The organism is Pseudoalteromonas sp. SCSIO 43201 (genome assembly GCF_023716725.1).
Taxonomy (GTDB): domain Bacteria; phylum Pseudomonadota; class Gammaproteobacteria; order Enterobacterales; family Alteromonadaceae; genus Pseudoalteromonas; species Pseudoalteromonas peptidolytica.
This window is the reverse complement of the sequence record NZ_CP072683.1, coordinates 2,850,025-2,873,956: the sequence shown is the minus strand read 5'-3', so window position 1 is coordinate 2,873,956 and position 23,932 is coordinate 2,850,025. Positions and strand designations below refer to the sequence as shown.

Genomic DNA, 23,932 nt, shown 5'->3' with positions numbered 1-23,932 from the left:
TTCGTCAAATGCTTTTCTGTTTCGCAGACGCTGTTTTCTGGGTTGTGTATTATTTTTCAACAAGATGAATTAGAGTGTAACATTAACCCAATCAGCGCTAATAAATTCATCTGACAATAACCTCAATCATGGTACACTTCGCGACTTTTCAGTTGTTCGAGGTAGAGAATGAAAGTCGGGTTTGATTACGGTAGCTCCAATTGCGCAATGGGCGTCATGAAAAATGGTGAAGTAGAATTACTGCGTCTTGAGCAAGATAAACATTACCTACCTTCAACTATGTATGCTATGCACAATGCACTTATCCCCGCTTTTGTGCATCACCACGCTGCTATTGCGGATACCGACTATGCTCAGTCTCGTCAAGGCTTACTGAGTGTTGCTCAGCAGGCAAAACGTGATTTAGATCTTACCGCGCAAGAGACTGGCGTTTTTTTTGGCCAGCAAGCCATTAACGAATACATTGAATTTCCCGAAGAAGGTTTTTACGTTAAATCTCCCAAGTCTTTTTTTGGTGCTGTTGGCCTCAAGCCACAACAAGTTGCATTTTTTGAAGACATCGCAACGGCAATGATGTTAGAGATTAAGCAGCGAGCCGAATCTCAATTACAACAAACACTTACTGATACAGTTATCGGTCGCCCGGTTAACTTTCAATCCGTCGGAGGCGAAGAGAGTAATCAGCAGGCTATCAGCATTTTAACTACAGCAGCCAAACGGGCTGGATTTCAAGCGGTAGATTTTTTGTTTGAGCCTTTAGCTGCGGGAATTGAATATGAAAGTCGCCTTGAGCGCGATAAGTTGGTGTTAGTTGTCGATATTGGAGGTGGTACTAGCGACTGCTCTTTTGTGCGTATGGGGCCGAGCTATCGCGACAACGACCAGCGACAACAGGACTTTTTGGCACACACGGGAAAGCGTGTAGGGGGTAATGATTTAGATATTGCTCTTGCTTATCATCAGTTAATGCCGCTATGCGGGCTAGGTTCAAAGATGAATTCAGGCCTGCCAATGCCGAGTCAACTATACTGGCAGGCATGTAAAATTAATGACATCCAGTCACAACTAGATTTTTATAGCGATAAACTAACACGTGAACTAAAAAGCATGCTTCGTGACGTTGCCGAGCCAGACAAATTGGCACGTTTACTGACCATTCAACAAAATAAGTTGACCCATCAAGTTGTCCGCGAAGGTGAGCTTGGCAAAATAGCGCTATCTGAGCAGGAGCAGTTCAACGCCGATCTGAGCTTTATTGGAGCACACTTAACTCAAACTATCACACAGCAAGATTTTGCTGACGCCGTGATGTTAAATCTTGAGCAAATGGGAGCGCTTGCCAAAGAAGCGATAAGCCAAGCAGGCGCAAAGCCTGATGTGATCTATTTAACCGGTGGTAGTGCGCAGTCTCCATTGCTTAAAGCAACCCTTGCGCAGCAAATTGGTGATATTGAGATGGTTAACGGTGACAACTTTGGCAGTGTGACGGCAGGGTTAACTAAGTGGGCGGATAAAATATTTAAGTAACGCTTACGGCCATCAATGTGTCTTAGTATTTACCTGAACTTGGGGTAAGAAGCTTTCCTTGCCGACATGGATGTAGGCAAGGCGAAAACTTTGCTATTTAGCTGTTCTAAATAGGAAATTTTTAACGCAGTTAGCGTCAGTGTTACGTCTTCAAATTGAGCAACTATTAATGCTAATAGGTATGACAGCCCCTAAAAACGAGAAGTACCATCAATTAGCGTAATAAGTTGACAGCTAGCGCAATAAAAATTAATCCTGAAATACGATCAATCCAAATGGGCGCGGCTGGGTGTTGTCGAAAATATCCTGCAATTTTATCGCCGCCATAGATATACATACAGTCTATTGGAAAGGCTAAGATAGGATAAAGTAAGCCAAACATCGCCAACTGCATCGTGGTTGAAGTTGCTAAATTACTATCGACAAACTGAGGAATAAAAGCGATAAAAAAAAGTGCAACCTTTGGATTTAACACTTCAGTCATCATGGCTTGCAGCATTACATTTTTAGGCTTTTTTGTGCTTACATGCGGTTTATCCTCACAGGCCAGCTGGGCTTGGCCTAACGTATCCTTAATCGTTATGATGCCAAGATAAGCAAGATAAGCTGCACCGAGATATTGTACTGTGGTATAGGCTGCTTCTGAGGCTTTTAGTAGTGCTGACAAACCTACCACAGCAAAAATGGTGTGGATCACGCCACCGAGTGCAAAGCCCAATGCGCTTTGCATGCCAGCAGCACGGCCATTAGTAAAAGTTTGCGCCATCAAAAATGCGTTAGAGGGGCCTGGCGCAACGGCAATCACGGTGCTGGCGATTAAGAATGAGAATAAGTATTCAGGGTTTAGCATCATAGCGCTTATCGTTATATGAGATCCTTACCAATCCATACCACTTTGCCGAGGATCTCCAATTGCTCTAATTCATTCGGCATCACGACTTGCTCTTTGTACTCTTTATTATCACTAATCAAGCGCACTGAGCCATCAAAGTTTTGTTGCAAACGTTTGGCATAAAGCTCTTCACCAAGTCGCACCACGTAAATCAGCCCTTCACTGAGCTTTTTATCTGAGAGATCGACTAGTATAGTGTTGTTGTTATGAATGGTGGGCTCCATAGAGTCGCCCTTGGCAAACACCACGACGAGTTGTGACTTGTCGAGATTTTTAAATTCAATCCACTTTTTTCTAAATGCGAGATAACGTGCGACTTCTGCACTTTGGTTAAATGCACCATGTCCTGTACTAACAGAAACGTGATACCCAGGGACAATAACGAAGTCTTCATTGAATTCATCTAGAGAAATATGTTGCTGAATGACTGGAGATGGCGTTTTGCAGTCAACCGGTACGCCAGTGACTAACCACATTAGGTCAACATTTGCTTGCGTTGCAATGCGCTCTATAACACTTAATTTAGGATCTTCGCCTTTTAATATTCTGCGCAGCGTCCCTTCTGATACATCAATTTTTAACGCAAAAGCTCTAATGCTGTCTGGCTTGATCGCATATTCTACGCGCTCAGCTAGGCTCATGAGACTTTGTTCCATGCGTTGCCTCTTTAGTTATAATACATGTCCCTCATTATATGAGCTATTTTTTACGAAGTAAAATCATTTGTGACGCAAAAAAGATCCACTTATTAGTTGTAATGCGTAAAAAATGGATCTATTATCTTCATTAAATTACGCATTTGATGCAGTTAGTCAGTGTTTGCGTAAATAAGTGATTAGTTTTATTTTGGCTTATTTGCGCAATATTTTAAGGAATGAGTGTGATGTTAATGAGCCAACCATTAGTTTCTGAACGTGCACCACTTGGTGCAGCTATCTTAAGATTTGCCCGTAAAAGTCGCGGGTTTACTCAGGCAGAGTCAGCGGCAAGCTATGGTATAGAAGAGCGCACATTAAGACGCTGGGAAAATAATGAATACAATCCTAAGTGGAACGACGTCGTTGCTTTGGTAGAAGATGTCTATTTAATGGATATCGTACATGTGATTGTGGGGCTAAGAACAGCAACAGCTGCGTAAAAAATTAAAGCCAGCTTTCGCTGGCTTCGGTAGGTGACATCGCTATGGTAGACATAGCGATTGAGATCACTGTATTACTCTTCGTCTTCAACGAGTGTCATCAGTGACGTGTTACCACCAGAGGCTGTGGTATCGATACTGATGGTTTTCTCAGTCACAAGGCGATTAATTAAGGTATCGTAATACTCGGCACTTATCACTGGAAGAATTGCGCCCTTACGCTCAGCTAGTTGCTGTGAGAAGTAACCTAAACGAGAAGAACGTGCTGCCACAACTGCGCCAGAAAGGTGCGGATGTGCCAAGATTGCTTGTAGCTGATTTTGCTTCGCTACTTGGAAAACACCTTCAGCAACACCAGTAGAGATAAACTTATCTCTAAATGCTAATGCCTCTTCATAGAATAAGTCTGATGCAACGGTAATAACCGTATTACCAGCAGCAAGCGCGGTGATAATAGAGATTGCCCAGAAGTTAAATGAAGTGCTCTTGTCAGCATACACAACAACGCAACCACGAGGCTCAAGGTGAAGGGTATTCGATTCACCTGTAGGACCCGGTAGTGTAGTGTAAGTACGCATACGCTTTTCTAAACGGTTCAACTGAGCACGTGCATCAGACAGGGTTAGCGCAAGGTCATCAGCTAACTCGTCGATAATATCGACAGTTGCTACCTTGGCAAGTAACTGACGTACCGCAGAAACTCGATCATTCAATGCGGTACGACGCCAAATTTTTTCGTCACGCATAGAGTTTCGCATTAATTTTTCAACCTGCTCAACCGCACCTGGGAAGTGGTGGATCTCCAGCTCATCCGGTGTGAGGTCGGTCATTTGTACGTTGTCAGGAGATGCTTTCTCTTTTACTAGGCGAAGTAGGTAGTTTGGACCACCTGCTTTTGGACCCGTACCAGATAATCCACGGCCACCAAATGGCTGTACGCCTACTATTGCACCAATCATATTACGGTTTACATACACGTTACCCGCACGCGACATCTTAGCTAGGTATTCGCAGCGCTCTTCGATGCGAGAATGAACACCCATGGTTAAGCCGTAGCCGGTTCCATTGATCTGATCGATAACGTTATCTAAGTCTTCAGCCTTAAAGCGCACAATGTGAACAATAGGACCAAATACTTCACGTTTCAATACGGATAAATCAGAGATCTCATATAAGCGAGGAGCAAAGAAATAAGCGCCATTTTCACTATTGTCTGGTATTTTCGCTTCAAACAATAACTTACCATTAGCCTTCATGTATTCTGCATGCTTGGTTAATGTCGTCAGTGCTTTTTCGTCGATTACTGGACCTACGTCTGTAGATAATAGCGATGGATCGCCGATATGTAGCTCTTTAAGCGCGCCTTGGATCATTTCAATGATGCCGTCGGCAACATCGTCTTGTAAGAACAACACGCGAAGGGCAGAGCAGCGTTGACCCGCACTTTGGAAACCTGAAGAAATCACATCATCCACAACCTGCTCTGGCAGTGCAGTTGAATCAACGATCATACAGTTTTGACCACCGGTCTCCGCTATCAACGGAACCTGAATGTCGTTTCTCTCAGCAAGGATCTGAGAGATAAGCGTACCAGTTTCAGTTGAGCCGGTGAACATCACAGCTTGAATACGTTCATCTGGTACAATATGTTTACCTACTTCGCTACCACGAGCGATAACAGGCTGTACCACGTGCTGAGGTAAGCCAACAGTGTGCATCAACTCGATACAGCGTAGTGCAATCATACTGGTTTGTTCAGCAGGTTTTGCAATAACGGTGTTACCAGTCACAATAGCCGCAGCCACTTGACCTAAGAAGATTGCCAGTGGGAAGTTCCATGGGCTAATACATAAAATCACGCCACGGGCTTCAAAGCGCTCGTCTTTAGACAGCTCTTCAGCGCGGGCTGCATAGTAGCGACAAAAATCAACAGCTTCACGCACTTCATCGATACTGTCTTGAGTGACTTTACCTGCTTCTTTAATACAGATGGCAACTAACTCGTCATGATGACGCTCAAGAATGTCAGCCGTGCGGCGTAGTAAATTTGCACGCTCTTCTACAGGTGTCTGTGACCAGCTTTCAAATGCAGCATCTGCATTTGTTAATACACTCTGCATATATGCTTCATCGTGTAAAGGCACAGCACCAATAACCTGTTTGTGGTTGGCTGGATTTCTTACTGCAAGATGGCCGTCAGGTACTTGAGCTTCGTCGATCAGGTGCTCGTTAAACCAATTGTCTAGGTTTGCTTTGAACGGCGCTAAATCGTTGATGTCGGTTAAATCTTTACCCTTTGAATTTGGACGCTCATCACCATACAGCTCAATTGGTAATTTAATCTGTGTATTATAACGGTTACGTAGACCTTGCAGTGTTTCTACAGGATCTGGGAGCAATGATTCAACAGGCTTAGATGTATCAACAATCGCGTTTACGAATGATGAGTTAGCACCATTTTCAAGCAAGCGACGCACTAAATACGCGAGTAGATCTTCGTGCTGACCAACCGGCGCATAAACGCGGCATTGAATACCTTCGTTTTCGACGATTTGATCATAAAGAGACTCACCCATGCCGTGTAGACGCTGGAATTCAAAGCCCTTATTGTCGCCTTTGGCAACTTCTAAGATAGTCGCAGCGGTATACGCATTATGTGTTGCAAATTGTGGGAACAATACATCGCGGGCTTCTAGTAGCTTGATAGCACAGGCTTTATAAGAAACGTCTGTAGTTGCTTTACGGGTGAAAACAGGGAAGTGCTCAAGACCATCTTGTTGTGTGGTTTTGATTTCAGTATCCCAATAAGCACCTTTTACAAGGCGAACCATTAATTTACGGCCGACGCGACGTGCCAGTTCGGCAACCCACTCAACTACAAAAATAGCACGCTTTTGGTATGCTTGTACCGCAAGGCCAAAACCGTTCCAATCGCCAAGCGCTTCGTCTGAGAATACGGCTTCAATTACATCTAATGAGATGTCTAAGCGATCGGCTTCTTCAGCATCTACCGTAAATCCAATATCGTATTGTTTAGCGGCAACGGCAAGTTCTTTTAACTTAGGCACAAGCTCGCTCATCACGCGATCGCGATGTGTAAATTCGTAGCGTGGATGAATCGCTGAAAGTTTAACTGAGATACCTGGGCTTTTCACCGGGCCACGACCTTTGGCCGCTTTACCAATAGCGTGGATTGCACTCATATAACTTTGGAAGTAGCGATCCGCATCTTTCATCGTACGTGCACCTTCGCCTAGCATGTCGTACGAGTATACATATCCTTTTTGTTCTTTATCAGCTGCACGAACGATGGCGTCTTGAATGGTTTCACCCATTACAAACTGCTTACCCATGATCTTCATCGCGTAGTTCACAGACTTACGAATAACAGGCTCACCAAGACGACCAATTGTGCGCTTAAGCACACCAAATTGCTCTTCTTTATTTTTGTCTGAGTAGTTCACCATTTTACCGGTAACTAATAGCCCCCAGCTTGACGCGTTAACGAATAACGAGTCACTGCTACCTAAATGTGAGCTCCAATCACCTTTTGCCAGCTTGTCGCGGATCAGGCTTTCTTGTGTCGCTTTGTCTGGTACTCGAAGCAAGGCCTCTGCCAAGCACATGAGCACCACGCCTTCTTCAGTAGAAAGAGAGAATTCATTTAAAAGCGCGTCAACGCCGTTTTGACCATCTTGATCTCTACGGATATTTAAAACCATTTGACGTGCACGTTCCCATGCTCGGCTTCGAGCTGTAACGCCTACCTCAGCTAAAGGTAAAATATGATCAATTACTGCGTTTTCATCAATGCGGTAAAAGTCACGGATCTTTTGTCGGATAGGACAGTTAGTTGTCAAATCGCCGTTATAAAGCATAAGCAACCCTCAAAAATTGGAGTCAAAAATACATGTAATTCGAATCTACCTAAAAAGTTACACTTAACGTGAACTCGGCACTACCATTCCAAATAAAAGCATACCCAAGCTGGCAAGTTGGATTAATATGTAGTTCCACTTTTATAGATAGACGCAATTACGACAAAATGATGCAGTCACATTGCTAACCATAACACACCTAGAGATGCGTTCAAATTTTAGCCAGAATGCACAATGTAAATGTTCAAACAAGGCTGTGTAAAAACGTGAAATGTACAGCGTTGTCTTTTATCGTTAATTTCGCGGGCATTCTATCGAAAAGACAGCAGAATATGCTGTTTTATTTTTAAGGAATACGGTAAATTTGCGGGTAATCTCACAGCCTCACAAAATTTTATGCTGATATGACGACTTCTATTAAAACTCGGGTACTTGACCGCATTGATTTAGCGATTTTAGATGCGTTGCAACGCAATGGCCGGATCTCCAATGTAAATTTGGCAAAAGAGGTAAATTTGAGCCCAAGTCCTTGTCTTGATCGAGTAAAAAAACTTGAAGCGGAAGGGTATATTGAAGGGTATACCGCCAGATTAAACGCGGCAAAATTAGGACAGCATTTAGTCGCACATGTAGAGATCACGTTAAAGAGCTCAACAGAAGCGGTGTTTGAAGTATTCAAACAGCATATAGTCCACATTCCCAATGTTGTTTCTTGTGACATGGTGGCGGGAGGGTTCGATTACTTGGTTAAAATCCGAGTTCAGGACATGCGCCAATACCGTGAAGTGTTGGGGCAAATTGTTGAAATACCGGGAGTTGGTACTAACCATACGTATATGGTAATTGAACACGTTAAAGAAGATATGGGTGTAGAAGTGCTGAATTACCAGTAGTATGTTAGTTTAAGCCAATAAAGGAATAGTGAATGCAAAATGTCGTACTTATTACAGGTGGGAGTCGTGGAATTGGTGCCGCGACCGCACGTCTTTTAGGTCAACGTAACTATACGGTGATCATCAACTATAAACAAAATCATCAAGCGGCACAAAGCGTCGCTAACAGCATTATTACCAGTGGTGGTAAAGCTTTCGTTGTTCAAACAGATATCACCGATGAGCAAGCTGTGATGACGATGTTTGATAAAATCAAAGCCGATATCGGCATGGTAACGCATTTGGTCAATAACGCTGGAGTGTTGAGTACTCAGACGAGAGTAGAGCACATGAGCGCAGAACGCATCAATAAAATGCTGACCCATAATGTTACTCCTTATTTTATTTGTGCGCGTGAAGCTATCAAGCACATGCGTTTGAGCGCTAATCCATCACAATGCGCTATTGTGAATGTATCGTCGGCAGCTTCTTATTTAGGTGGCGCTAATGAATACGTGGACTATGCTGCGGCCAAGGGGGCAATAGACAGTTTTACTAAAGGTCTCTCTTTGGAACTCGCCGCTGAGCAGATCCGCGTAAATGGTGTCAGGCCAGGCTGTATCTATACCGATATTCACGCTGATGGTGGTGAGCCGCAAAGAGTCGATAGACTTGCAAGTGCACTGCCGCTAAAACGTGGTGGAACCGCAGAAGAAGTTGCCAATGCGATCGCTTGGTTACTCAGTAATGAAGCAAGTTTTACAACTGGTGGGTTTATTGATCTGGCTGGTGGTAAGTAACGTGCAGTAAAAGATGGTGAGCATGATAGCTACCACGCTCACCAACGAAAGTCCTAACTTTATTATTGTTAATTAAGGTGCTTCGTGTGCTGTTATTCATACAGCTGCTCTAGATAAACTTTTCATATAACTCCCTATTAACCTTCGCCAAGCTGCGTTCAAGGTTGGCTTTTTCTTGCATTAGTTTCTGCCAATGTGTTTGCTGTTTTTGATCAGACTGGCGCAGCGCATCATATAGCTTACGCTTTGGGATGCCAAAAGTCTGCGCCGCTTGTGATGGGGTGAGCATGTCATTTTTTACTGCACGTATTGCAGTTTTTAACTTTGAGGTCGTCATAAATTTACTCCTCGTTGCTGAGCGTAATTGTCGTGTCATGTATGGGCCAGACACTAACGTCAACATGCCAAAGTAAATACATAGTTTGATAGATGGTATTCATGATGTTGCTCCTTGTGTGAATGCAACAGGGAATAAGGAAGAACCATGCCAAAACTCAAGTTTATGATTTATATGCTTTTTATTCTTGTTTGTTCACGTGGATTGCACAACTTTAGTGATAACAAAGCATACATTGCACCGAATTGATCAAAGTTATAGCGGTCCAGTTATAAGTTTAATTCAGATCAAATTGCAGTAAATAAAGTAAATAAAATGTTTATTTTTTAAGTTTAAGTAGTAAAATTTGTGCGAATTTATTGAAGGAGTATGTTTCATGTCGGAACTATCAAGAACACAAGATATAACGGAACCAGAGGGTTTGCAGTTCAAAATCAAAATTGATGAAATTGCAGTTAACGCCTGTGATGGCGAAACGGTCCTATCGGTTTTATTGGCAGCAAATTACAAACAGATTATGGAAAATGATCGTCAAGTGGTGTCAGGCGCTTACTGTGGGATGGGCGTTTGTCACTGTTGTCAGGTGACTATTAATAAACAACACAAACAAAAAGCCTGTCAAACTTTGGTGCAACCAAATATGCAAATTGAAACAAAACAAAATCGTTTTAAGCAGGTGGGAGCTTGATGATGGCTGCTGACCAACCAGAAAAGATAGTTATTATTGGGGCAGGCCCTGCGGGTGTGAGCTGCGCGGCAGAGCTGGCTAAATATGGACTAAAAAGTACCTTAATTGATGAGGCTTCAAAAATCGGAGGGGTAATTTATCGGGGGCCGTTACGCCAGACCACGAAATTGCCACATTTGGATGAAAATTTGAAGCGCTCTATGGCGGCACTTAAAGTTCGATACTCCCAGTATGAACAGGATATAACACTGCAACTTCAAACCAAAGTACTTGGTCCTGAGGGTAAGAATTGTTTGTTATTGCAAGCTCAAGAGAAAATCACACAAATTGAATATAACAAGCTAGTTCTCGCGACAGGTTGCCATGAACGTAGTGTCCCTTTTGATGGTTGGCAATTACCTGGTGTGATGTTAATGGGTGGGATGCAGTTGCAGCTAAAAAGTGGTTTAGTCCGCCCAGGGCGTAAAGTTGCGTTGGTGGGAACTGGGCCGCTATTGCCTTTGGTTGCTTGTCAGCTACATAAAGCTGGAGCGCAAGTTGTTGGCGTATTTGAAGCCAGCCGTTTTAGCGATTTAGCAAAAGAAACCGTTGCACTTTTGCAGCGGCCAACGCTGACTTTGTCTGGTTTAAGTATGTTGGCGTATTTGAAAAAGCATCAAATCCCGTTCAAGTATGGATACGGTATTGTCAAAGCTGAAGGTCAAAGCCAACTATCAGGGATCACCGTGGCACCATTTGATGAGAATTGGCATGCAAATGTCTCAAAAGCGCAGCACTTAGAAGTTGATAGCCTTGGTGTGGGGTATGGATTTGTTGCAAGAACCCAGTTGGCGATGTTGCTAGGACTTTCGCATCAATATACTGGTACTAATGGTTACATACCAATGCTTGATGACAACCTGCGAAGTAGCCTAGATGACGTATATGTTTGTGGTGATGGTAATGGTTTGTTAGGTGCCGAAGCTGCCATTATTGAAGGAAAAATTGCGGCGACAGCACTGGCTTATGAACAGCACTGCTTTAATGAAGCACAGTATCATCGCAGAATGCGCAAACTAAAACGTCAACGTAAACAAGTTCAAAAGTTTAGAGCCGGATTTGACCGCTTTTCGGCAAGACGTGAAGGGTTATTAGCTCTGACTAAACCTGATACTGTTATCTGCCGATGTGAGCAAGTGAAGCGTCAACAACTGGATGTCGCATTAGCGCAAGGTGCAAAAGACTTATCTAGTATCAAGATGAGAACCCGAATTGGCATGGGAGATTGCCAAGGAAAGATGTGTTCAAGCTATGCGCTAGATAGATTACATGCAGAAGGGCACATTGAAACACTTGGGGTGATCAGACCCAGATTTCCGCTCGACCCAATACCATTTACATTACTGGAGAATAATAATGAAGCAGTATGATGTCGTTATTGCCGGTGGCGGAGTGATAGGGGCTGCTTGTGCCTATTTTCTTAGCCGTGATACTGACTTGAAGATAGCACTAGTAGACTTAAAAAAGCCAGGAAACGCGTCGCGCGCTTCAGCTGGTGGGCTGTGGGCAATCGGCGAGTCTGTAGGGCTTGGTTGTGGGGTCATCTTTTTTAAAACGCTGTCGAAATTGCAAAGTGAAGGTGACACCGCTGCCGCAGAAACATTGCGACCACACCAGCTGCCCGAGTGCTTTTTTGAATTAGCATTGAAGTCAAATGAGCTATATCCAGCGCTTCACGAAGAAATGCTTACAAGACACGAAGTGGATTTTAAATTTGAGCGGACTGGGCTCAAGTTCATAATGTACAATCGTGATGATGAAGTTTATGCAGACAGTATTGTTTCTGGGATCCCACATTTATCTTCGCAAATAAGGTGGTTAGATCAGCAACAATTAAGAGAAGAAGAGCCCTATATTACGCCTGATGCAATTGGTGCAATAGACTTTATTTGCGATCACCAAGTTAATCCATACCGCTTGGTTGACGCCTACACAGAAGGGGCGCGTCAAAATGGTGTTGAGCTTTTTTTAAATACCGAAGTAGTCGAAGTCTTACGTGATGGTCACAAGGTAATCGGGGTAAAAACACCAACGGATACCCTATATTGTAATACGCTGGTTAACGCCGCTGGTGCGTGGGCTGATGAGATTTATCATCAAGCAACGGACAAGCACATGCCGGTATACCCAGTGAAAGGGCAAATTGTTTTATCAGAGCGTATGCCCAAGGTATTGAATGGCTGTATTAGTACTAGCGATTGTTATATTGCCCAAAAAGACAATGGAGAGATCTTAATTGGCTCGTCAACAGAAGAAAAAGGCTTTGATACGACCAATAGCCTAGACAAAATTCAAACCTTGTCTCAAGGTGCAATGAAGTGTTTACCCGTATTGAAAGAGTCGAGTATAAAACGATGTTGGGCTGGGCTCAGGCCAGGTACGCCTGATGAGCTGCCAATATTAGGACATGTAGAGGGTGTAGAAGGGTATATCAATGCGTGTGGCCACTTCAGAACAGGAATACTCATGTCTGCAATCACGGGTAAGCTTATAACAGAGTTGGTTATGGGTAAGCCAACCTCCGTTGACCTAACTCCATTTCGAGTTGAGAGGTTTGACTAACCAGTTGATTTAGATGCTTTAATAGGATATGGGTAGTACATACCAAAAGCGCTATTAAGGTTAAATTTACGGTGCAGTTACTCAAGCCAAAGAGGCTAAACAAAGGCGATACCATCGCAGTGGTATCGCCTAGCTGGGGAGGCCCAGGCACATTTCCCCACATTTTTGAGCAAGGCGTAAAAAACCTGCGTTCGCTTGGGCTGAATGTAGTAGAGATGCCCTCGACGCGACTGGCCGCAGATGTGATTTTTTCATCGCCGCAGCTACGCGCAAAGGACATTAATGACGCCTTTGCAGATCAGAATATAGCCGGGATAATTTCTTCTATTGGTGGCTCCGATTCAGCGCGGATCCTGCCTTATTTAGACAAATCCGTTATCATCAATAATCCCAAATTTATGATGGGCTATTCTGACTTTTCTACCCTCACTACACTCCTGAACCAATGGGGCCTAGTCACCTTTAACGGCCCGTCGGTCATGGCCGGTTTCTCCCAGTGCCACAACGCTAGTGCTGAATATCAAGCATATTTAGCGCAGGCACTGTTCGGTGAAATCCACTATCCAATATTTAAAAGCTATTCTCATGGCTATCCAGAGTGGGCGATACCAGAAAATGTAGGTAAATTACATCCCACAATCGCGACAAATGGCCCAAAAGTACTGCAAGGGGCGGGGCAAGTAGAAGGGCAGCTATTTGGCGGCTGTTTTGAAGTGATGGAGATGCTAAAAGGCACGAAATACTGGCCATCACCGTCATTTTGGCAGGGAAAATTGTTGTTCTTAGAGACCTCTGAGGATAAACCCAGTCAAGACTATGTTCGGTTTTGGTTACGTAACTATGGCGTAATGGGCGTGTTTGAAAAAATATCCGGCTTGATGATTGGCCGCGCTCGGGATTACAGCGAGCAGGAGATGACGGCGCTTGATGATGTGATTGTATCTGTGGTTCGTGATGAGTTTGGCTGTAAGAGTTTACCTGTAATAACTCGGCTTGATTTTGGTCACACTGATCCGCAGTGGATTTTGCCGTTAGGAATACAGCACCGCTTGGATCTGGACAACTTCAGTCTAGAAGCGATAGAGCCGGTATTTGACTTACTCTAATGGCTCATGTTCGACCTTATTGCGAAGGTGAAGGATTTAGGCCTTATCTGATTGGCTGTTATGAGCGAGAAACAGGCTCGCTCTTACACTTTTTGGACAGAAACGCTTTGCGCCGTTGGCTGTATTAGGTGAATTTCGCATAAAAATTCTATGGGCTTGCGTCATGATAAGACGCCCAACAGCTTAATCATGCTGTTATGTACCTATGGTAGAAGGTAAATAGTTTATCAATATCATCACCAAAAGTGTCGATACAATGCTAATGCCAAAGACAATACTTGGCGACACAACATTTATATTTGTTAGCCAGTTTTTGGAACTATCTAACAAGCTTTCATCACTTTCACTAATAGACTTAATTTCGATAGATATTATGTTCATGGCTTTATAACGGCGCATCAGTTCAACCAAATGTATTATTGTGAAGATCAAGAAAGAAATACTTACTAGATATTTTCCACTTGTATTAAGTTTCTCTCCTGAACTAATAACTCCTGCGGATATTGCTACTACAAATGTTAAATACATAGTCCACAAGGTAACTACTTTATCGTGGTTTTTTTCTAACAAGTCGATCCAGTCTTTGAGAGACAGTGAGTTACTCATGATTCACCTTTAATTAAGAAGTGATAAAGGTACCAACGCCGCGTTAAGGGGTGCTGGCACGCAATACAAAAGCCTCTGCAACGCGCCTTAAACACTGAACTCAACGCATATTAAAAATGCCACGCGTGCCAAATCCCACTTGAACACCTTGTTATACCGCTTGGTTGAGACTAAAATGACCAACATAAAGACCACCTAAGAGACCGATTATATGACCACTAGAATTTTAGCCGATGTTGCTGCAAGCATTACTGAGTTGAAAGCTAACCCTATGAAAGTTGCAACTAGTGCTTATGGCGAACCTGTTGCTGTACTAAACCGAAATGAGCCGGCATTTTATTGCGTACCTGCCGAAGCGTACGAAATGATGATGGACAGACTCGAAGATCTTGAACTACTAGCTATCGCTAAAGAGCGTGAATCTGAAGAAAGCATTTCGGTAAATATTGATGACCTATAAACTCGACTTTAAAAAGAGCGCACTCAAAGAGTGGAAAAAGCTTGGCTCTACTCTACAACAACAATTTAAGAAAAAGCTAATCGAGCGCTTAGATAACCCACATGTTCCGGCTTCAAAGCTTTCTGGAGCTGACAACATGTATAAAATTAAGTTGCGTCAATCGGGCTACCGTCTCGTCTACAAAGTTGAAGACGATGTCATCATTGTAACCGTCTTAGCAGTCGGAAAACGCGAACGTAGCGATGTTTACCGTAAAGCTATGAAAAGGCTAGATGATTGATTACGGTATAACGCCCGCATAATGGGCGGATTAAGCTTGGCTAAAATTAGCGAGGAACGAGCGTCAGCCAAGCTTTAGACGTCCATTCATTAATGCGTTTGTTAGGTTTACTTTACCACCAAGTTCAGTTGATAACTTTTGTTAAACTCATTAATAGCACCTGACTTAATATTACTTTTACTGTCGAAACAAAAGCTATTTTCCAAACATTCCAAAGTGGTAATCGGATCAATATCGTGAACGCCTCTAAATGAAAATACACTAGTACAGCTTGTAGGTTCTTTAGTTTCTGAACCAATGCAAACAAAGACCATTACGGGTTTCCATTTACAAATAGTAGTAGGATCTAACTCTTGTAATGGAACTCTTATCGAATGTAATTCACCAATTATTTCAGGCCGATAATTGATTTCAAATTGTTGAGCTACGTCTCTACCGAGCGCTATATGATAATTATTACATTGGCTTACTTGTGAGTGTGTTCTGTACTCAACCTTGATTTCATATGTCAAAGGTTTCTCAATATCTCCATGAATATCAATAAATTGCTCATCAGGATTGGCATATTTAACAAAACCTCCTTTTGATGAGCAACCAGATATTGCAATAAACAGTAATGTGATGAAGATGAACCTATCCATAGTAAACCTAACGCTAAGCTAACGGGCACGAACGTGGCGCTATAATGCCGAAGGCGCGCCGCGTTTGTGTCCCAGTGTGGCACGCAGTGACACACGTGTTAAGCGCCTTGTATGGATAATACACCCATCTTAATTGTTCTTTTTATACCGATTTAGGGTAAGGTGAGGCCCAAGCTTTAGCTGCAACTAAAGCCTTCTTTTACAGTAGTTCGATTGAGCAAAGGCTCCTCTGTTGAGAGACCGATAACAAGAAAGAACGCTGTAAAAGACTCCAAGCACCACACTCGAATAGTCTACTGGGCCTCGAGCCCGCATTATGCAAGCAAGGGTTAGCTTATATGAATACTAAAACAAATCAAAGCATTAACATCGGTGTCGATACCGGTAAATCTCAACTCGATATTTATATTCGACCTTTAGATATTTACTTTACTGTTTCCAACGATGATAAAGGCATTAGTGAAGCCGTTAATAAGATTAAAAAGCATAAACCTGAACGCATTATTATCGAGGCTACCGGTAGATTAGAAATGCCATTCATTATGGCATGTGCTAAAGCAGGTTTACCTTTTGTAATTGCTAACCCAGTTCATGTAAAACGCTTTGCTGGCGCTATTGGGCAACGCGCTAAAACGGACAAGCTCGACGCTAAACTTATTGCTCACTATGGTGAAGCTATTAAACCATCGTTATCTCAGTTAAAGCCCGAAACTATGCAGCTTATGAGCGATTTAGTAGCACGCAGAAACCAGTTACTCGTCATGCAAACAATGGAGAAAAACCGTCTTCAGATATTGCCAAAAGAACTCGCTATGACAATAAAGCCTATCCTCACTGCATTTAAAAATCAGATAAATAAAATAGAAAATAAAATCGTCAAATTAATCGAGTCATGTCCCGAATATCAGGCTAAAAATCATCTACTTCAAAGCATGAAAGGCATTGGAAAAATCGCGGCAGCATCCATCATTAGTAACTCCTGAACTGGGATATATGACCAACAAACAAGCTTCCGCATTAGTTGGAGTTGCACCGATAAATAGAGAGAGCGGTCGCTTCAAAGGTCTCAGAAAAATACAAGGAGGTCGCCATCAAGTTAGGACTGTTTTATACATGGCCATGATGTCAGCAATACAATCTAACCCAGTTTTTAAAGGTCAATATCAAAAGCTAGTTTCTGCCGGAAAACCGAAAAAAGTGGCGCTTATTGCGTGCGTTCGCAAAATGATTGTGATCTTAAATTCTATGCTTAGGGAAGGTGTAATGTGGGAAGCGCCAACAGCTTAAAATTAGCTATTGACGCCATAGTCTCTTGTTAGGGTAACGACACATTGGTGATGTTTCTTAAAATAAATTCACCACACTCTATTCCGTCAGACAATATGTCACCATGGATATATTCTGAGTTCTCTGCACCTTCACAAATGAATTGCCGAGGCTCATTTTCGAGTGTGGTGAATGAGAAATAATATAACCCGTCTTCATCCTCATCGATTTCGGCGTCAATAATCCCCTCACCCAAATAATTATACTCTGAACGAATTAATTTGAATTTGCCCTTAACTCTCTCAATTTCGATCAATCTAGTATTTAAGGGCGATAGTTCATCCTGCTGACATTCAATTAAAATATAAATTTCCATCCTTTAAAATTCCCTAGGAAGTTTGACTATTTACCCTAACGCCTTAATAAACGGCGGAAAATAGCAGGCTAAACCAAGCGAAGAATGAGCGCAAGCCTGCTGTTTTGCGTCCATTGTTTAATTAACTTGTTATATTTCCAATGAACTAACCTTGGAAATCCCAAGGTATTTCTTTTTTAAATAATTCTATAGAAGCTTCAACAACCTCTAGCGGTATATCTTTGTTATAACTTGTCACTTCACGCGACTTTTTTGTGTCATCACGAAATATCTCAAGTATCAACTTACCCTTGAAGTAAATCTCAACTCCTATTCCGTCTCGACCGTTACTGACATCACTTGCAATCGTGACCTCATACTCATTGTTAAGAATCACGACAGACTCCAAAGGAAATATAACGCTTGCCTAACCGGCGCAAAATAGCAGGCTAAACTTAGCGACGAAGGAGCGCAGCCTGCTATTTTGCGTCCCTTTTGGTTTAGGCACTTGTTATATGCCATTTATTAAATTACTTCAATTTCTTAGCTAACAGAGCCTGAATTATCGCCCTGAAATTTAGTATATAAAACAACACAACAAGAAAAATAGAAGAAACTAAGAAAAATGACTTTGTGTAACTATAAGACCACCCATAAGCAATAGATAAAACCCCACAAAGTACTGCCAGCGCTATAACTGTATACGCTGGGTATAATAGTAAGTATTGAAACAGTAACTTACGCTTAGTTATCATTTTGTCTAGTAGTCATAATTATTAAAGCTGGCTCAATTTCAGCTATACCTACTTATTTTAAATATGCCATTCGACGAAACCCTGTATGGCATATAACGCCGCAAATAAACGGCAAAAAATCGTTGGCTAAAATTTGTGAGGTACGAACAAAGCCAACTGATTTTTGTCCGCACTTTAATTTGCTTTGTTATAAGGCGATTGCACCGCATACTGACGGTACTTTACTACGAATTTTTTTGCTTGAGCTAGGGTTTCTGGGTAAGGAACACTCTCATAGCTGTTTTTAGTAGTACGAATTTTTTGAAATAGGAATCCGTGTTCAATTAAAAATTTAACTTTTTTCCACTGAGCTAAATCCGATTTCTTAGGTGGTTTAAAGTGACGACCTAAGTTAACTGCAACTCCCTTACAAATAGGACATTCAATGGTCTCAGGGTAATCACATGGAGTAAGATTAAATTGGCGCATATTCGAAGTTCTACACTCACAACAAGCAAAAGACATTGAATACTCAGGACCCTGATATTTCACTTGAGGTTTTGGTAAATCTCTACATCCAGCCTTTCTCCTTAGCTCCATTCTCGACTGTTTATCCATGATTGCCTACGCCTTATAACAATTTAATATCGACCCAATGGGTCGTTTCTCTACCGAGTCATGGGTCATTAATCTCATTGTACCAGTTTTATCATAATAACTAACTTGTTGCTATACAGATATTTTTCATCATTATGAAAAGGATAAAAACGACCCTGAGGGTCGTTTTCTTGACTATAGGAGAAGTACGGCGAAACTGTATATAAATACAGTCAACTTTTAGAGCTAACTCAATGAAAGCTCGTTCGCCATTTTTAAACCATATCGTCAAATTTATGCTGACTAAGCAATATTCGGTTAGAACCGATGATACCCCGTTGAGCAAAGTTTTCTAGCTTGTTTTGGGGCATTTTCGATTTAGGAATAGCAGAGAAAATAAGTGACACCCATCTAGATTAACATTCAAGCTGAGGAAGTGAAGTAAAAAGCATGTAAACACTTCTATCACTTTGGTCAAAAGCGTTTTCCGATAGGCCGACTTTTAGCGCGAAGCGTATCTCTACACTAAAACCGGGTTCTCGCGCATGACAAAGTGCTGCAAATACAGCAGTAAGTAATGCTAGAGCTGAGAATGTGAGTTTTTGCTAAGTCAAAAAGCTAAGGCTTATCCAGATTAGCACTTGATCAAATTGGGCATAAAAAAACCAGCGTATTGACGCTGGTTTTTTTATTACTTTTTCTTTTTAACCTTGGCAGCTTTCTTTTTCGCTTTGATTTTAGCGGGATCTTTTTTCTTTTTCGGTGCCTTGGCTTCTTTATGTTTAGGTTCTAAGCCTTTAATTACGCGGCGCTTAAGTTTTTGGTCTGTATAACGCTCAACTTTGCCGAGTATTTCAACATCATGGGCTTCAACCAAAGAAACTGCGGTGCCTTTTTTCCCTGCACGGCCGGTACGCCCGATACGGTGTACATAAATATCCGCAGTGCGTGGCATATCAAAGTTGAATACGTGGCTGATGTCTGCAACATCAATACCACGGGCGGCAACATCCGTCGCGACAAGAATTTTTGTTTTGCCACTGTGGAAGCTTGCCATAGCAGTCATACGTTTATCTTGTGGCATTTCACCACGTAGCCAAGTTGTTTTTATGCCTTTGGCAAATAGTTCGCCCACCAGTGTTTCAAGTCTTTCACGGGTTTTAACAAACACAACGGCTTTAGTGACTTCTTCATCATCGAGCAACTGCGCTAATAGGTTAACCTTGTGCTCATAGCTGTCAGCTAAATGAACCCATTGATGGATCTTGCCTTTTTCTTTACGAGAAGGGGTCGCTTCAAGTAGTGCTGGGTCTTGCAAGATACGCTCAGCAAATTTCTCGACGCTCTCGCCTTCCAATGTTGCAGAGAACAAAAAACACTGACGACGGTTAACGGCTTCCGAGCAAATCCGTAGCATTTCTTTGCGAAAGCCCATGTCTAGCATACGATCAGCTTCATCTAAAATAAGCAACTCAACATTTTCAGCGTGGAAGTTTTCGGTTTCTAGATATTCCATCAAGCGACCAGGTGTAGCGATGAGAATATCGTTGTTCTTCTCAAAAATTTCTTTGTGAGTACCATAGTTAATTCCACCGGTTACTACACCAATTTTGAGGTGAACACCTGCTGCCAGTAACTCACATTGCTCATGTATTTGGTAGGCAAGCTCCCGAGTAGGCGTCATGATCAGCACGCGGGCAAAACCTGGCTCTTTGCGCGGAAAATCTAGCAAATACTGAATCGCAGGGATCAAGAATGCAGCGGTTTTACCCGTACCGGTTGGTGCACTGGCGAGAATGTCTCGACCAATCAGGGCTTCAGGAATAGCCATCTGTTGAATGCTGGTAGGAGTTTCATACCCCATTTTCTTAATAGCACTAATCAGCTTGCCGTCTAAATCAAATTCAGTAAATTGCATATTGCATCACAAATAAAGGACAATAGCGGAATTATACGTTGCTATTGCATTTTCTCAAAGGTATAGGATGTCTCAGTTTGCATTTAAACAATTTTCAGTGACGCAGCGCCATGCTGCTATGAAAGTTTCAACGGATGGGATCTTACTTGGTGCTTGGGCACCGGTATCGAATGCTAGGTCAATTGTGGATGTTGGTGCGGGGACTGGCTTGGTTGCGTTAATGTGTAAGCAGCGCAACCCAAATAGCAGTATTTATGCTGTTGAATTGGACCAAGCGGCACTCGTTGATGCGCAATATAATATTACCCATAGCCCATGGCCAGACATTAAGTTGTGCGATACTGCAATTCAAGCGTTTGAATGCGAAACTCAGTTTGACTTAATGGTGTCTAATCCGCCTTACTTTAACACCAGCTTGAAAAGCCAAGACCCTGCCAGAAACCGAGCGCGGCATACAGACAGCCTAAGCTTTGACGATTTATTGTCTGCGTTTGAAAGATTGACTTCGCCTCTGGGTCAGTTGGCTGTGATTTTGCCTTATCAGGAAAGTTTGCTGTTTAATCAATTGGCTGACAAAAGAAATCTCTCTCTCATTTCGGCCTGTACAATCAGTACAACTCCAAAAAAGGCACCGTCAAGGCGCTTGATGCTATTTAGTAAACTTGGTCACCATACTAAAGATGAGCAAAGGCTGGTGATTTATGATGAAAATAATCAATACAGCAAAGAGTACGTTGCTTTGTGCCAAGCGTTTTACTTAAAAATGTAAACGAGAGGGGAGAGTTAACACGGTTGCCGTGTTAACTCGGTGAGTACTACTGCTCCAACTCGGTATATTCCGTCATGATCTGCTCAATCCAAGTGGCGATGCGCTCATCACTTTTGTCGTATTGGCTATCTTCATCCAGCGCAAGTCCAACAAAATAAGCGTTATCTTCAGTAAGCGCCTTTGATGCTTCAAACTCGTATTCATCATTGTTTGGCCAATAACCTAAGAAAGTCACTTGCTGTGGTGCAATTTTATCGTGCAGCATGCCGAGGGCGTCTTGAAACCACTCACCATATCCTTGTTGATCTCCCATACCAAATAGCGCAATGACCTTACCGCTTAAATCAACGGCTTCAATATCGTCCCAGTGAGATTCCCAATCTTCTTGTAATTCGCCAAAATCCCAAGTAGAGATACCAAAAATTAGGAAGTCAAACTGCTCTGCTTTTTTTAACGGCTCATCCTTAATGTTAAATAAGGTTACGGTGTCTTTGCCGATAATTTCTTGAATCTTTTCTGCGGCCATTTCTGTATAGCAGGTAGTGGAGCCGTAAAATAACCCAATTTGCATTGTATTTATCACTTTCAATTTGACTGGTATTATGGCCGCTAAGTTTACATCATGACGTAGCTAATTAATACAGGTGCCCAGTGAGCGAACACCAACCATACCCATTTGAGATGTCCGACACCCAATTGATTGAAGCCTTTCTCGATGCGCTTTTTTTGGAGCAAGGACTAAGCGAAAATACGATTAGTGCCTACCGCAGCGATTTAGAAAAGTTTCTTTTGTTCATAACCAAAGAAAAGGTGAGTACATCGTTATTAGCCGTTTCGTCTCAAGATATTGAAGCTTATCTTGCTTATCGTGTTGATAAGGGCCTAAAAGCGAAAAGTAGCGCAAGGGCGATCAGCGCATTAAAACGATTTTATTTATACTGGGTACGTGAAAAAAAAATCAGTCAATCGCCACTAGATACTATTGCGCAGCCTAAAACAACACCATCATTACCAAAAACCCTCAGTGAAGCAGAGGTAGAGGCACTGTTAAATGCTCCAGACTGTGAAGACCCTATGGGCCTGCGAGACAAAGCGATGCTCGAACTCCTTTATGCCACAGGGCTGCGAGTGACTGAGCTGGTGGGGCTAAGGATGGAGCAGGTCAATATGCGACAAGCTGTGGTACTTGTGCGGGGTAAAGGTAATAAAGAACGTTTAGTACCGATGGGAGAGGAAGCATTGCACTGGTTGGAACAATTTCTTAAAAAAGGTCGGGGGTTGATGATTAAGCATGCGACCGATTTTGTGTTTCCATCAAAGCGCGGCATTGGCATGACGCGACAAACTTTTTGGCATCGAATTAAACACTATGCTATTTTGGCAGACGTGAAGTCGCCGTTATCGCCACATACGTTACGCCATGCTTTTGCAACACATTTACTAAACCATGGTGCCGACCTGCGCGTTGTTCAAATGATGCTTGGCCACAGTGACTTGTCAACGACTCAAATTTACACGCATGTTGCCAGTGAACGCCTCAAAACTTTACACCAGCAGCATCATCCAAGAGCTTAAATTTTTGTTACTTGGGAATTATTTACAGGTTACTCCGGTCATAGTGGGTAGCAACAAGGAGTGCGTCTCCTGTCATAAAAGGTTTAGAGAGAATAACATGAAAAAATTAATTATCGCCGCATCACTGGCATTAAGCTTCGGTGCATTTGCCGAGCAAACGGAAAATCAAGTAACTACCAGTGTTGATCCAATTACTGCGCAATTTAGTGGTTTAGGAATTGCGGTGAAAGAGATTAAAGATAGCCCGCTTGCGGGCTTGAAGACGGTGATCACTGATAAAGGAGTGTTGTACTCAAGTGCTGACGGAAAATATTTAATCCAGGGCACGATGATCGACCTTGATAACCGTCGAAATATCACTGAGGATGCGTTAAGTGGCGTGCGCAAGCAAGGCATTGCTGAATATGAAGATTCAATGATTGTCTATAAGGCAGAAAACGAGAAGCATCAGATCACTATATTTACCGACATTACCTGTGGCTACTGCCGTAAACTCCACCGTGAGTTAGAGGAGTATCTAGCAGCAGGGATCACGGTAAAATATTTAGCTTTTCCACGTGGTGGCTTACGTGGCTCGGGCTATGAAGACCTCAGAAATGTTTGGTGTGCCAAAGATGCTGCAGCAGCCTTAACAGATGCCAAGGCTGGAGGCGAAGTAAAAGTAGTTGAAAACTGTCAAGCACCAGTTGCTGAGCATTATCAACTAGGTCAGAGCTTTGGTATTTCGGGCACGCCTGCCATCATTCTTGAAGACGGTTCTATGATCCCAGGCTATCAACCAGCTGCTGCAATTTCACAGATGCTAGACGCACAAAGCCCTAAGTCTTAAGGCTTCTACGCAGCGATGGAGTTCACGACAAGAACTCGGTAAAATAGCGAAATAAAAAATACA

24 protein-coding genes and 1 pseudogene are annotated in these 23,932 nt (G+C 42.6%); 14 read left to right on the top strand and 11 right to left on the bottom strand.

Features of this window, described 5'->3' with window-relative positions; genetic code table 11:
• The first annotated feature begins 168 nt into the window (after positions 1–168).
• A complete protein-coding gene (yegD, locus tag J8Z24_RS12425) occupies positions 169–1,527 on the top strand; it encodes a molecular chaperone (protein WP_252094780.1) in 1,359 nt (452 codons plus the stop codon).
• 214 nt (positions 1,528–1,741) lie between these two features.
• Here the strand turns inward: yegD and J8Z24_RS12420 are convergent, their stop codons facing one another.
• Both J8Z24_RS12420 and J8Z24_RS12415 read right to left on the bottom strand, forming a co-directional pair.
• Positions 1,742–2,377, bottom strand: a complete 636-nt coding sequence (locus J8Z24_RS12420) for a LysE family translocator (RefSeq protein ID WP_128732619.1) — start codon at positions 2,375–2,377, stop codon at positions 1,742–1,744.
• A 14-nt stretch (positions 2,378–2,391) separates the two neighbouring features.
• Positions 2,392–3,075, bottom strand: a complete 684-nt coding sequence (locus tag J8Z24_RS12415; RefSeq protein WP_125250859.1) for an XRE family transcriptional regulator — start codon at positions 3,073–3,075, stop codon at positions 2,392–2,394.
• 227 nt (positions 3,076–3,302) lie between these two features.
• On the opposite strand from J8Z24_RS12415, the gene J8Z24_RS12410 reads away from it, so the two are divergent.
• Positions 3,303–3,557: a helix-turn-helix domain-containing protein gene (locus J8Z24_RS12410; RefSeq protein WP_125250973.1), complete on the top strand. Its 255-nt coding sequence runs from the start codon at positions 3,303–3,305 to the stop codon at positions 3,555–3,557.
• 74 nt (positions 3,558–3,631) lie between these two features.
• Here J8Z24_RS12410 and putA read toward each other — a convergent pair whose 3' ends face one another.
• Positions 3,632–7,435 (bottom strand): bifunctional proline dehydrogenase/L-glutamate gamma-semialdehyde dehydrogenase PutA, encoded by a 3,804-nt coding sequence (putA, locus tag J8Z24_RS12405; protein WP_147390728.1) that lies wholly within the window; start codon positions 7,433–7,435, stop codon positions 3,632–3,634.
• 404 nt (positions 7,436–7,839) lie between these two features.
• On the opposite strand from putA, the gene J8Z24_RS12400 reads away from it, so the two are divergent.
• Entirely contained in the window at positions 7,840–8,328 is a 489-nt protein-coding gene (locus J8Z24_RS12400; protein ID WP_125250857.1) for an Lrp/AsnC ligand binding domain-containing protein, read from the top strand.
• A gap of 32 nt (positions 8,329–8,360) precedes the next feature.
• Entirely contained in the window at positions 8,361–9,107 is a 747-nt protein-coding gene (locus J8Z24_RS12395) for an SDR family oxidoreductase (RefSeq protein WP_252094779.1), read from the top strand.
• A gap of 109 nt (positions 9,108–9,216) precedes the next feature.
• On the opposite strand, the gene J8Z24_RS12390 is transcribed toward J8Z24_RS12395, so the two are convergent.
• Positions 9,217–9,444 (bottom strand): helix-turn-helix domain-containing protein, encoded by a 228-nt coding sequence (locus J8Z24_RS12390; protein WP_252094778.1) that lies wholly within the window; start codon positions 9,442–9,444, stop codon positions 9,217–9,219.
• A 376-nt stretch (positions 9,445–9,820) separates the two neighbouring features.
• On the opposite strand from J8Z24_RS12390, the gene J8Z24_RS12385 reads away from it, so the two are divergent.
• From J8Z24_RS12385 to J8Z24_RS12370, 4 genes are all read left to right on the top strand, one after another.
• Positions 9,821–10,132 (top strand): 2Fe-2S iron-sulfur cluster-binding protein, encoded by a 312-nt coding sequence (locus J8Z24_RS12385; protein WP_125250854.1) that lies wholly within the window; start codon positions 9,821–9,823, stop codon positions 10,130–10,132.
• Positions 10,132–11,541: an FAD/NAD(P)-dependent oxidoreductase gene (locus tag J8Z24_RS12380; protein ID WP_252094777.1), complete on the top strand. Its 1,410-nt coding sequence runs from the start codon at positions 10,132–10,134 to the stop codon at positions 11,539–11,541. Before J8Z24_RS12385 ends, J8Z24_RS12380 begins: the two co-directional genes overlap by 1 nt.
• The gene (locus tag J8Z24_RS12375; RefSeq protein WP_217704576.1) at positions 11,528–12,733 is read left to right on the top strand and encodes an NAD(P)/FAD-dependent oxidoreductase; all 1,206 of its coding nucleotides are present in this window, start codon (positions 11,528–11,530) and stop codon (positions 12,731–12,733) included. The genes J8Z24_RS12380 and J8Z24_RS12375 overlap by 14 nt, the downstream gene beginning before the upstream one ends.
• Positions 12,734–12,804: 71 nt before the next feature.
• Positions 12,805–13,839, top strand: coding sequence for a S66 family peptidase (locus J8Z24_RS12370; protein WP_176031918.1), 1,035 nt, complete (start codon positions 12,805–12,807; stop codon positions 13,837–13,839).
• Between the two features lie 195 nt (positions 13,840–14,034).
• Here the strand turns inward: J8Z24_RS12370 and J8Z24_RS12365 are convergent, their stop codons facing one another.
• Complete coding sequence (locus J8Z24_RS12365; protein WP_176031917.1) at positions 14,035–14,445, bottom strand: hypothetical protein; 411 nt, start codon at positions 14,443–14,445, stop codon at positions 14,035–14,037.
• A 211-nt stretch (positions 14,446–14,656) separates the two neighbouring features.
• Between J8Z24_RS12365 and J8Z24_RS12360 the strand changes: the two genes are divergently transcribed.
• Positions 14,657–14,905, top strand: coding sequence for a type II toxin-antitoxin system Phd/YefM family antitoxin (locus J8Z24_RS12360; protein WP_005377003.1), 249 nt, complete (start codon positions 14,657–14,659; stop codon positions 14,903–14,905).
• Positions 14,895–15,185: a type II toxin-antitoxin system RelE family toxin gene (locus tag J8Z24_RS12355; protein WP_005377002.1), complete on the top strand. Its 291-nt coding sequence runs from the start codon at positions 14,895–14,897 to the stop codon at positions 15,183–15,185. The genes J8Z24_RS12360 and J8Z24_RS12355 overlap by 11 nt, the downstream gene beginning before the upstream one ends.
• 107 nt (positions 15,186–15,292) lie before the next feature.
• On the opposite strand, the gene J8Z24_RS12350 is transcribed toward J8Z24_RS12355, so the two are convergent.
• Positions 15,293–15,826 (bottom strand): hypothetical protein, encoded by a 534-nt coding sequence (locus tag J8Z24_RS12350; RefSeq protein ID WP_168756800.1) that lies wholly within the window; start codon positions 15,824–15,826, stop codon positions 15,293–15,295.
• Positions 15,827–16,164: 338 nt separating this feature from the next.
• Between J8Z24_RS12350 and J8Z24_RS12345 the strand changes: the two are divergent.
• Positions 16,165–17,113, top strand: a pseudogene (locus tag J8Z24_RS12345) (IS110 family RNA-guided transposase).
• 28 nt (positions 17,114–17,141) lie between these two features.
• Here J8Z24_RS12345 and J8Z24_RS12340 read toward each other — a convergent pair.
• The 4 genes from J8Z24_RS12340 to srmB all read right to left on the bottom strand — a co-directional run bounded on the left by J8Z24_RS12340 (position 17,142) and on the right by srmB (position 20,696).
• On the bottom strand, positions 17,142–17,468 hold the full coding sequence (locus J8Z24_RS12340) for a hypothetical protein (protein WP_252094776.1): 327 nt from the start codon (positions 17,466–17,468) through the stop codon (positions 17,142–17,144).
• Positions 17,469–17,613: 145 nt separating this feature from the next.
• Positions 17,614–17,844, bottom strand: a complete 231-nt coding sequence (locus J8Z24_RS12335; protein ID WP_252094775.1) for a hypothetical protein — start codon at positions 17,842–17,844, stop codon at positions 17,614–17,616.
• A 532-nt stretch (positions 17,845–18,376) separates the two neighbouring features.
• The gene (locus J8Z24_RS12330) at positions 18,377–18,799 is read right to left on the bottom strand and encodes a hypothetical protein (RefSeq protein WP_252094774.1); all 423 of its coding nucleotides are present in this window, start codon (positions 18,797–18,799) and stop codon (positions 18,377–18,379) included.
• A gap of 670 nt (positions 18,800–19,469) precedes the next feature.
• Positions 19,470–20,696, bottom strand: coding sequence for an ATP-dependent RNA helicase SrmB (gene srmB / locus J8Z24_RS12325; RefSeq protein ID WP_147391065.1), 1,227 nt, complete (start codon positions 20,694–20,696; stop codon positions 19,470–19,472).
• 67 nt (positions 20,697–20,763) lie between these two features.
• Between srmB and J8Z24_RS12320 the strand changes: the two genes are divergently transcribed.
• Positions 20,764–21,465, top strand: a complete 702-nt coding sequence (locus J8Z24_RS12320) for a tRNA1(Val) (adenine(37)-N6)-methyltransferase (RefSeq protein ID WP_252094773.1) — start codon at positions 20,764–20,766, stop codon at positions 21,463–21,465.
• 46 nt (positions 21,466–21,511) lie between these two features.
• Here the strand turns inward: J8Z24_RS12320 and fldB are convergent, their stop codons facing one another.
• Positions 21,512–22,036, bottom strand: coding sequence for a flavodoxin FldB (fldB, locus tag J8Z24_RS12315; RefSeq protein ID WP_252094772.1), 525 nt, complete (start codon positions 22,034–22,036; stop codon positions 21,512–21,514).
• A gap of 110 nt (positions 22,037–22,146) precedes the next feature.
• Here fldB and xerD point away from each other — a divergent pair, with 110 nt between their 5' ends.
• Positions 22,147–23,040: a site-specific tyrosine recombinase XerD gene (xerD, locus tag J8Z24_RS12310; protein WP_125250971.1), complete on the top strand. Its 894-nt coding sequence runs from the start codon at positions 22,147–22,149 to the stop codon at positions 23,038–23,040.
• A gap of 97 nt (positions 23,041–23,137) precedes the next feature.
• A complete protein-coding gene (dsbC, locus tag J8Z24_RS12305) occupies positions 23,138–23,869 on the top strand; it encodes a bifunctional protein-disulfide isomerase/oxidoreductase DsbC (RefSeq protein WP_147391064.1) in 732 nt (243 codons plus the stop codon).
• The last annotated feature ends 63 nt before the right edge of the window (positions 23,870–23,932 follow it).

Excerpts from the sequence above, each read along its gene's own strand:
- J8Z24_RS12340 (WP_252094776.1), bottom strand. The coding sequence starts at position 17,468 with ATGGAAATTTATATTTTAATTGAATGTCAGCAGGATGAACTATCGCCC.
- J8Z24_RS12350 (WP_168756800.1), bottom strand. The coding sequence starts at position 15,826 with ATGGATAGGTTCATCTTCATCACATTACTGTTTATTGCAATATCTGGT.
- dsbC (WP_147391064.1), top strand. The coding sequence starts at position 23,138 with ATGAAAAAATTAATTATCGCCGCATCACTGGCATTAAGCTTCGGTGCA.
- J8Z24_RS12360 (WP_005377003.1), top strand. The coding sequence starts at position 14,657 with ATGACCACTAGAATTTTAGCCGATGTTGCTGCAAGCATTACTGAGTTG.
- J8Z24_RS12390 (WP_252094778.1), bottom strand. The coding sequence starts at position 9,444 with ATGACGACCTCAAAGTTAAAAACTGCAATACGTGCAGTAAAAAATGAC.
- J8Z24_RS12355 (WP_005377002.1), top strand. The coding sequence starts at position 14,895 with ATGACCTATAAACTCGACTTTAAAAAGAGCGCACTCAAAGAGTGGAAA.
- J8Z24_RS12365 (WP_176031917.1), bottom strand. The coding sequence starts at position 14,445 with ATGAGTAACTCACTGTCTCTCAAAGACTGGATCGACTTGTTAGAAAAA.
- xerD (WP_125250971.1), top strand. The coding sequence starts at position 22,147 with ATGTCCGACACCCAATTGATTGAAGCCTTTCTCGATGCGCTTTTTTTG.
- J8Z24_RS12380 (WP_252094777.1), top strand. The coding sequence starts at position 10,132 with ATGATGGCTGCTGACCAACCAGAAAAGATAGTTATTATTGGGGCAGGC.
- fldB (WP_252094772.1), bottom strand. The coding sequence starts at position 22,036 with ATGCAAATTGGGTTATTTTACGGCTCCACTACCTGCTATACAGAAATG.
- J8Z24_RS12375 (WP_217704576.1), top strand. The coding sequence starts at position 11,528 with ATGAAGCAGTATGATGTCGTTATTGCCGGTGGCGGAGTGATAGGGGCT.
- J8Z24_RS12400 (WP_125250857.1), top strand. The coding sequence starts at position 7,840 with ATGACGACTTCTATTAAAACTCGGGTACTTGACCGCATTGATTTAGCG.
- putA (WP_147390728.1), bottom strand. The coding sequence starts at position 7,435 with ATGCTTTATAACGGCGATTTGACAACTAACTGTCCTATCCGACAAAAG.
- J8Z24_RS12410 (WP_125250973.1), top strand. The coding sequence starts at position 3,303 with ATGTTAATGAGCCAACCATTAGTTTCTGAACGTGCACCACTTGGTGCA.
- J8Z24_RS12320 (WP_252094773.1), top strand. The coding sequence starts at position 20,764 with ATGTCTCAGTTTGCATTTAAACAATTTTCAGTGACGCAGCGCCATGCT.
- J8Z24_RS12415 (WP_125250859.1), bottom strand. The coding sequence starts at position 3,075 with ATGGAACAAAGTCTCATGAGCCTAGCTGAGCGCGTAGAATATGCGATC.
- yegD (WP_252094780.1), top strand. The coding sequence starts at position 169 with ATGAAAGTCGGGTTTGATTACGGTAGCTCCAATTGCGCAATGGGCGTC.
- J8Z24_RS12395 (WP_252094779.1), top strand. The coding sequence starts at position 8,361 with ATGCAAAATGTCGTACTTATTACAGGTGGGAGTCGTGGAATTGGTGCC.
- srmB (WP_147391065.1), bottom strand. The coding sequence starts at position 20,696 with ATGCAATTTACTGAATTTGATTTAGACGGCAAGCTGATTAGTGCTATT.
- J8Z24_RS12420 (WP_128732619.1), bottom strand. The coding sequence starts at position 2,377 with ATGCTAAACCCTGAATACTTATTCTCATTCTTAATCGCCAGCACCGTG.
- J8Z24_RS12385 (WP_125250854.1), top strand. The coding sequence starts at position 9,821 with ATGTCGGAACTATCAAGAACACAAGATATAACGGAACCAGAGGGTTTG.
- J8Z24_RS12330 (WP_252094774.1), bottom strand. The coding sequence starts at position 18,799 with ATGGATAAACAGTCGAGAATGGAGCTAAGGAGAAAGGCTGGATGTAGA.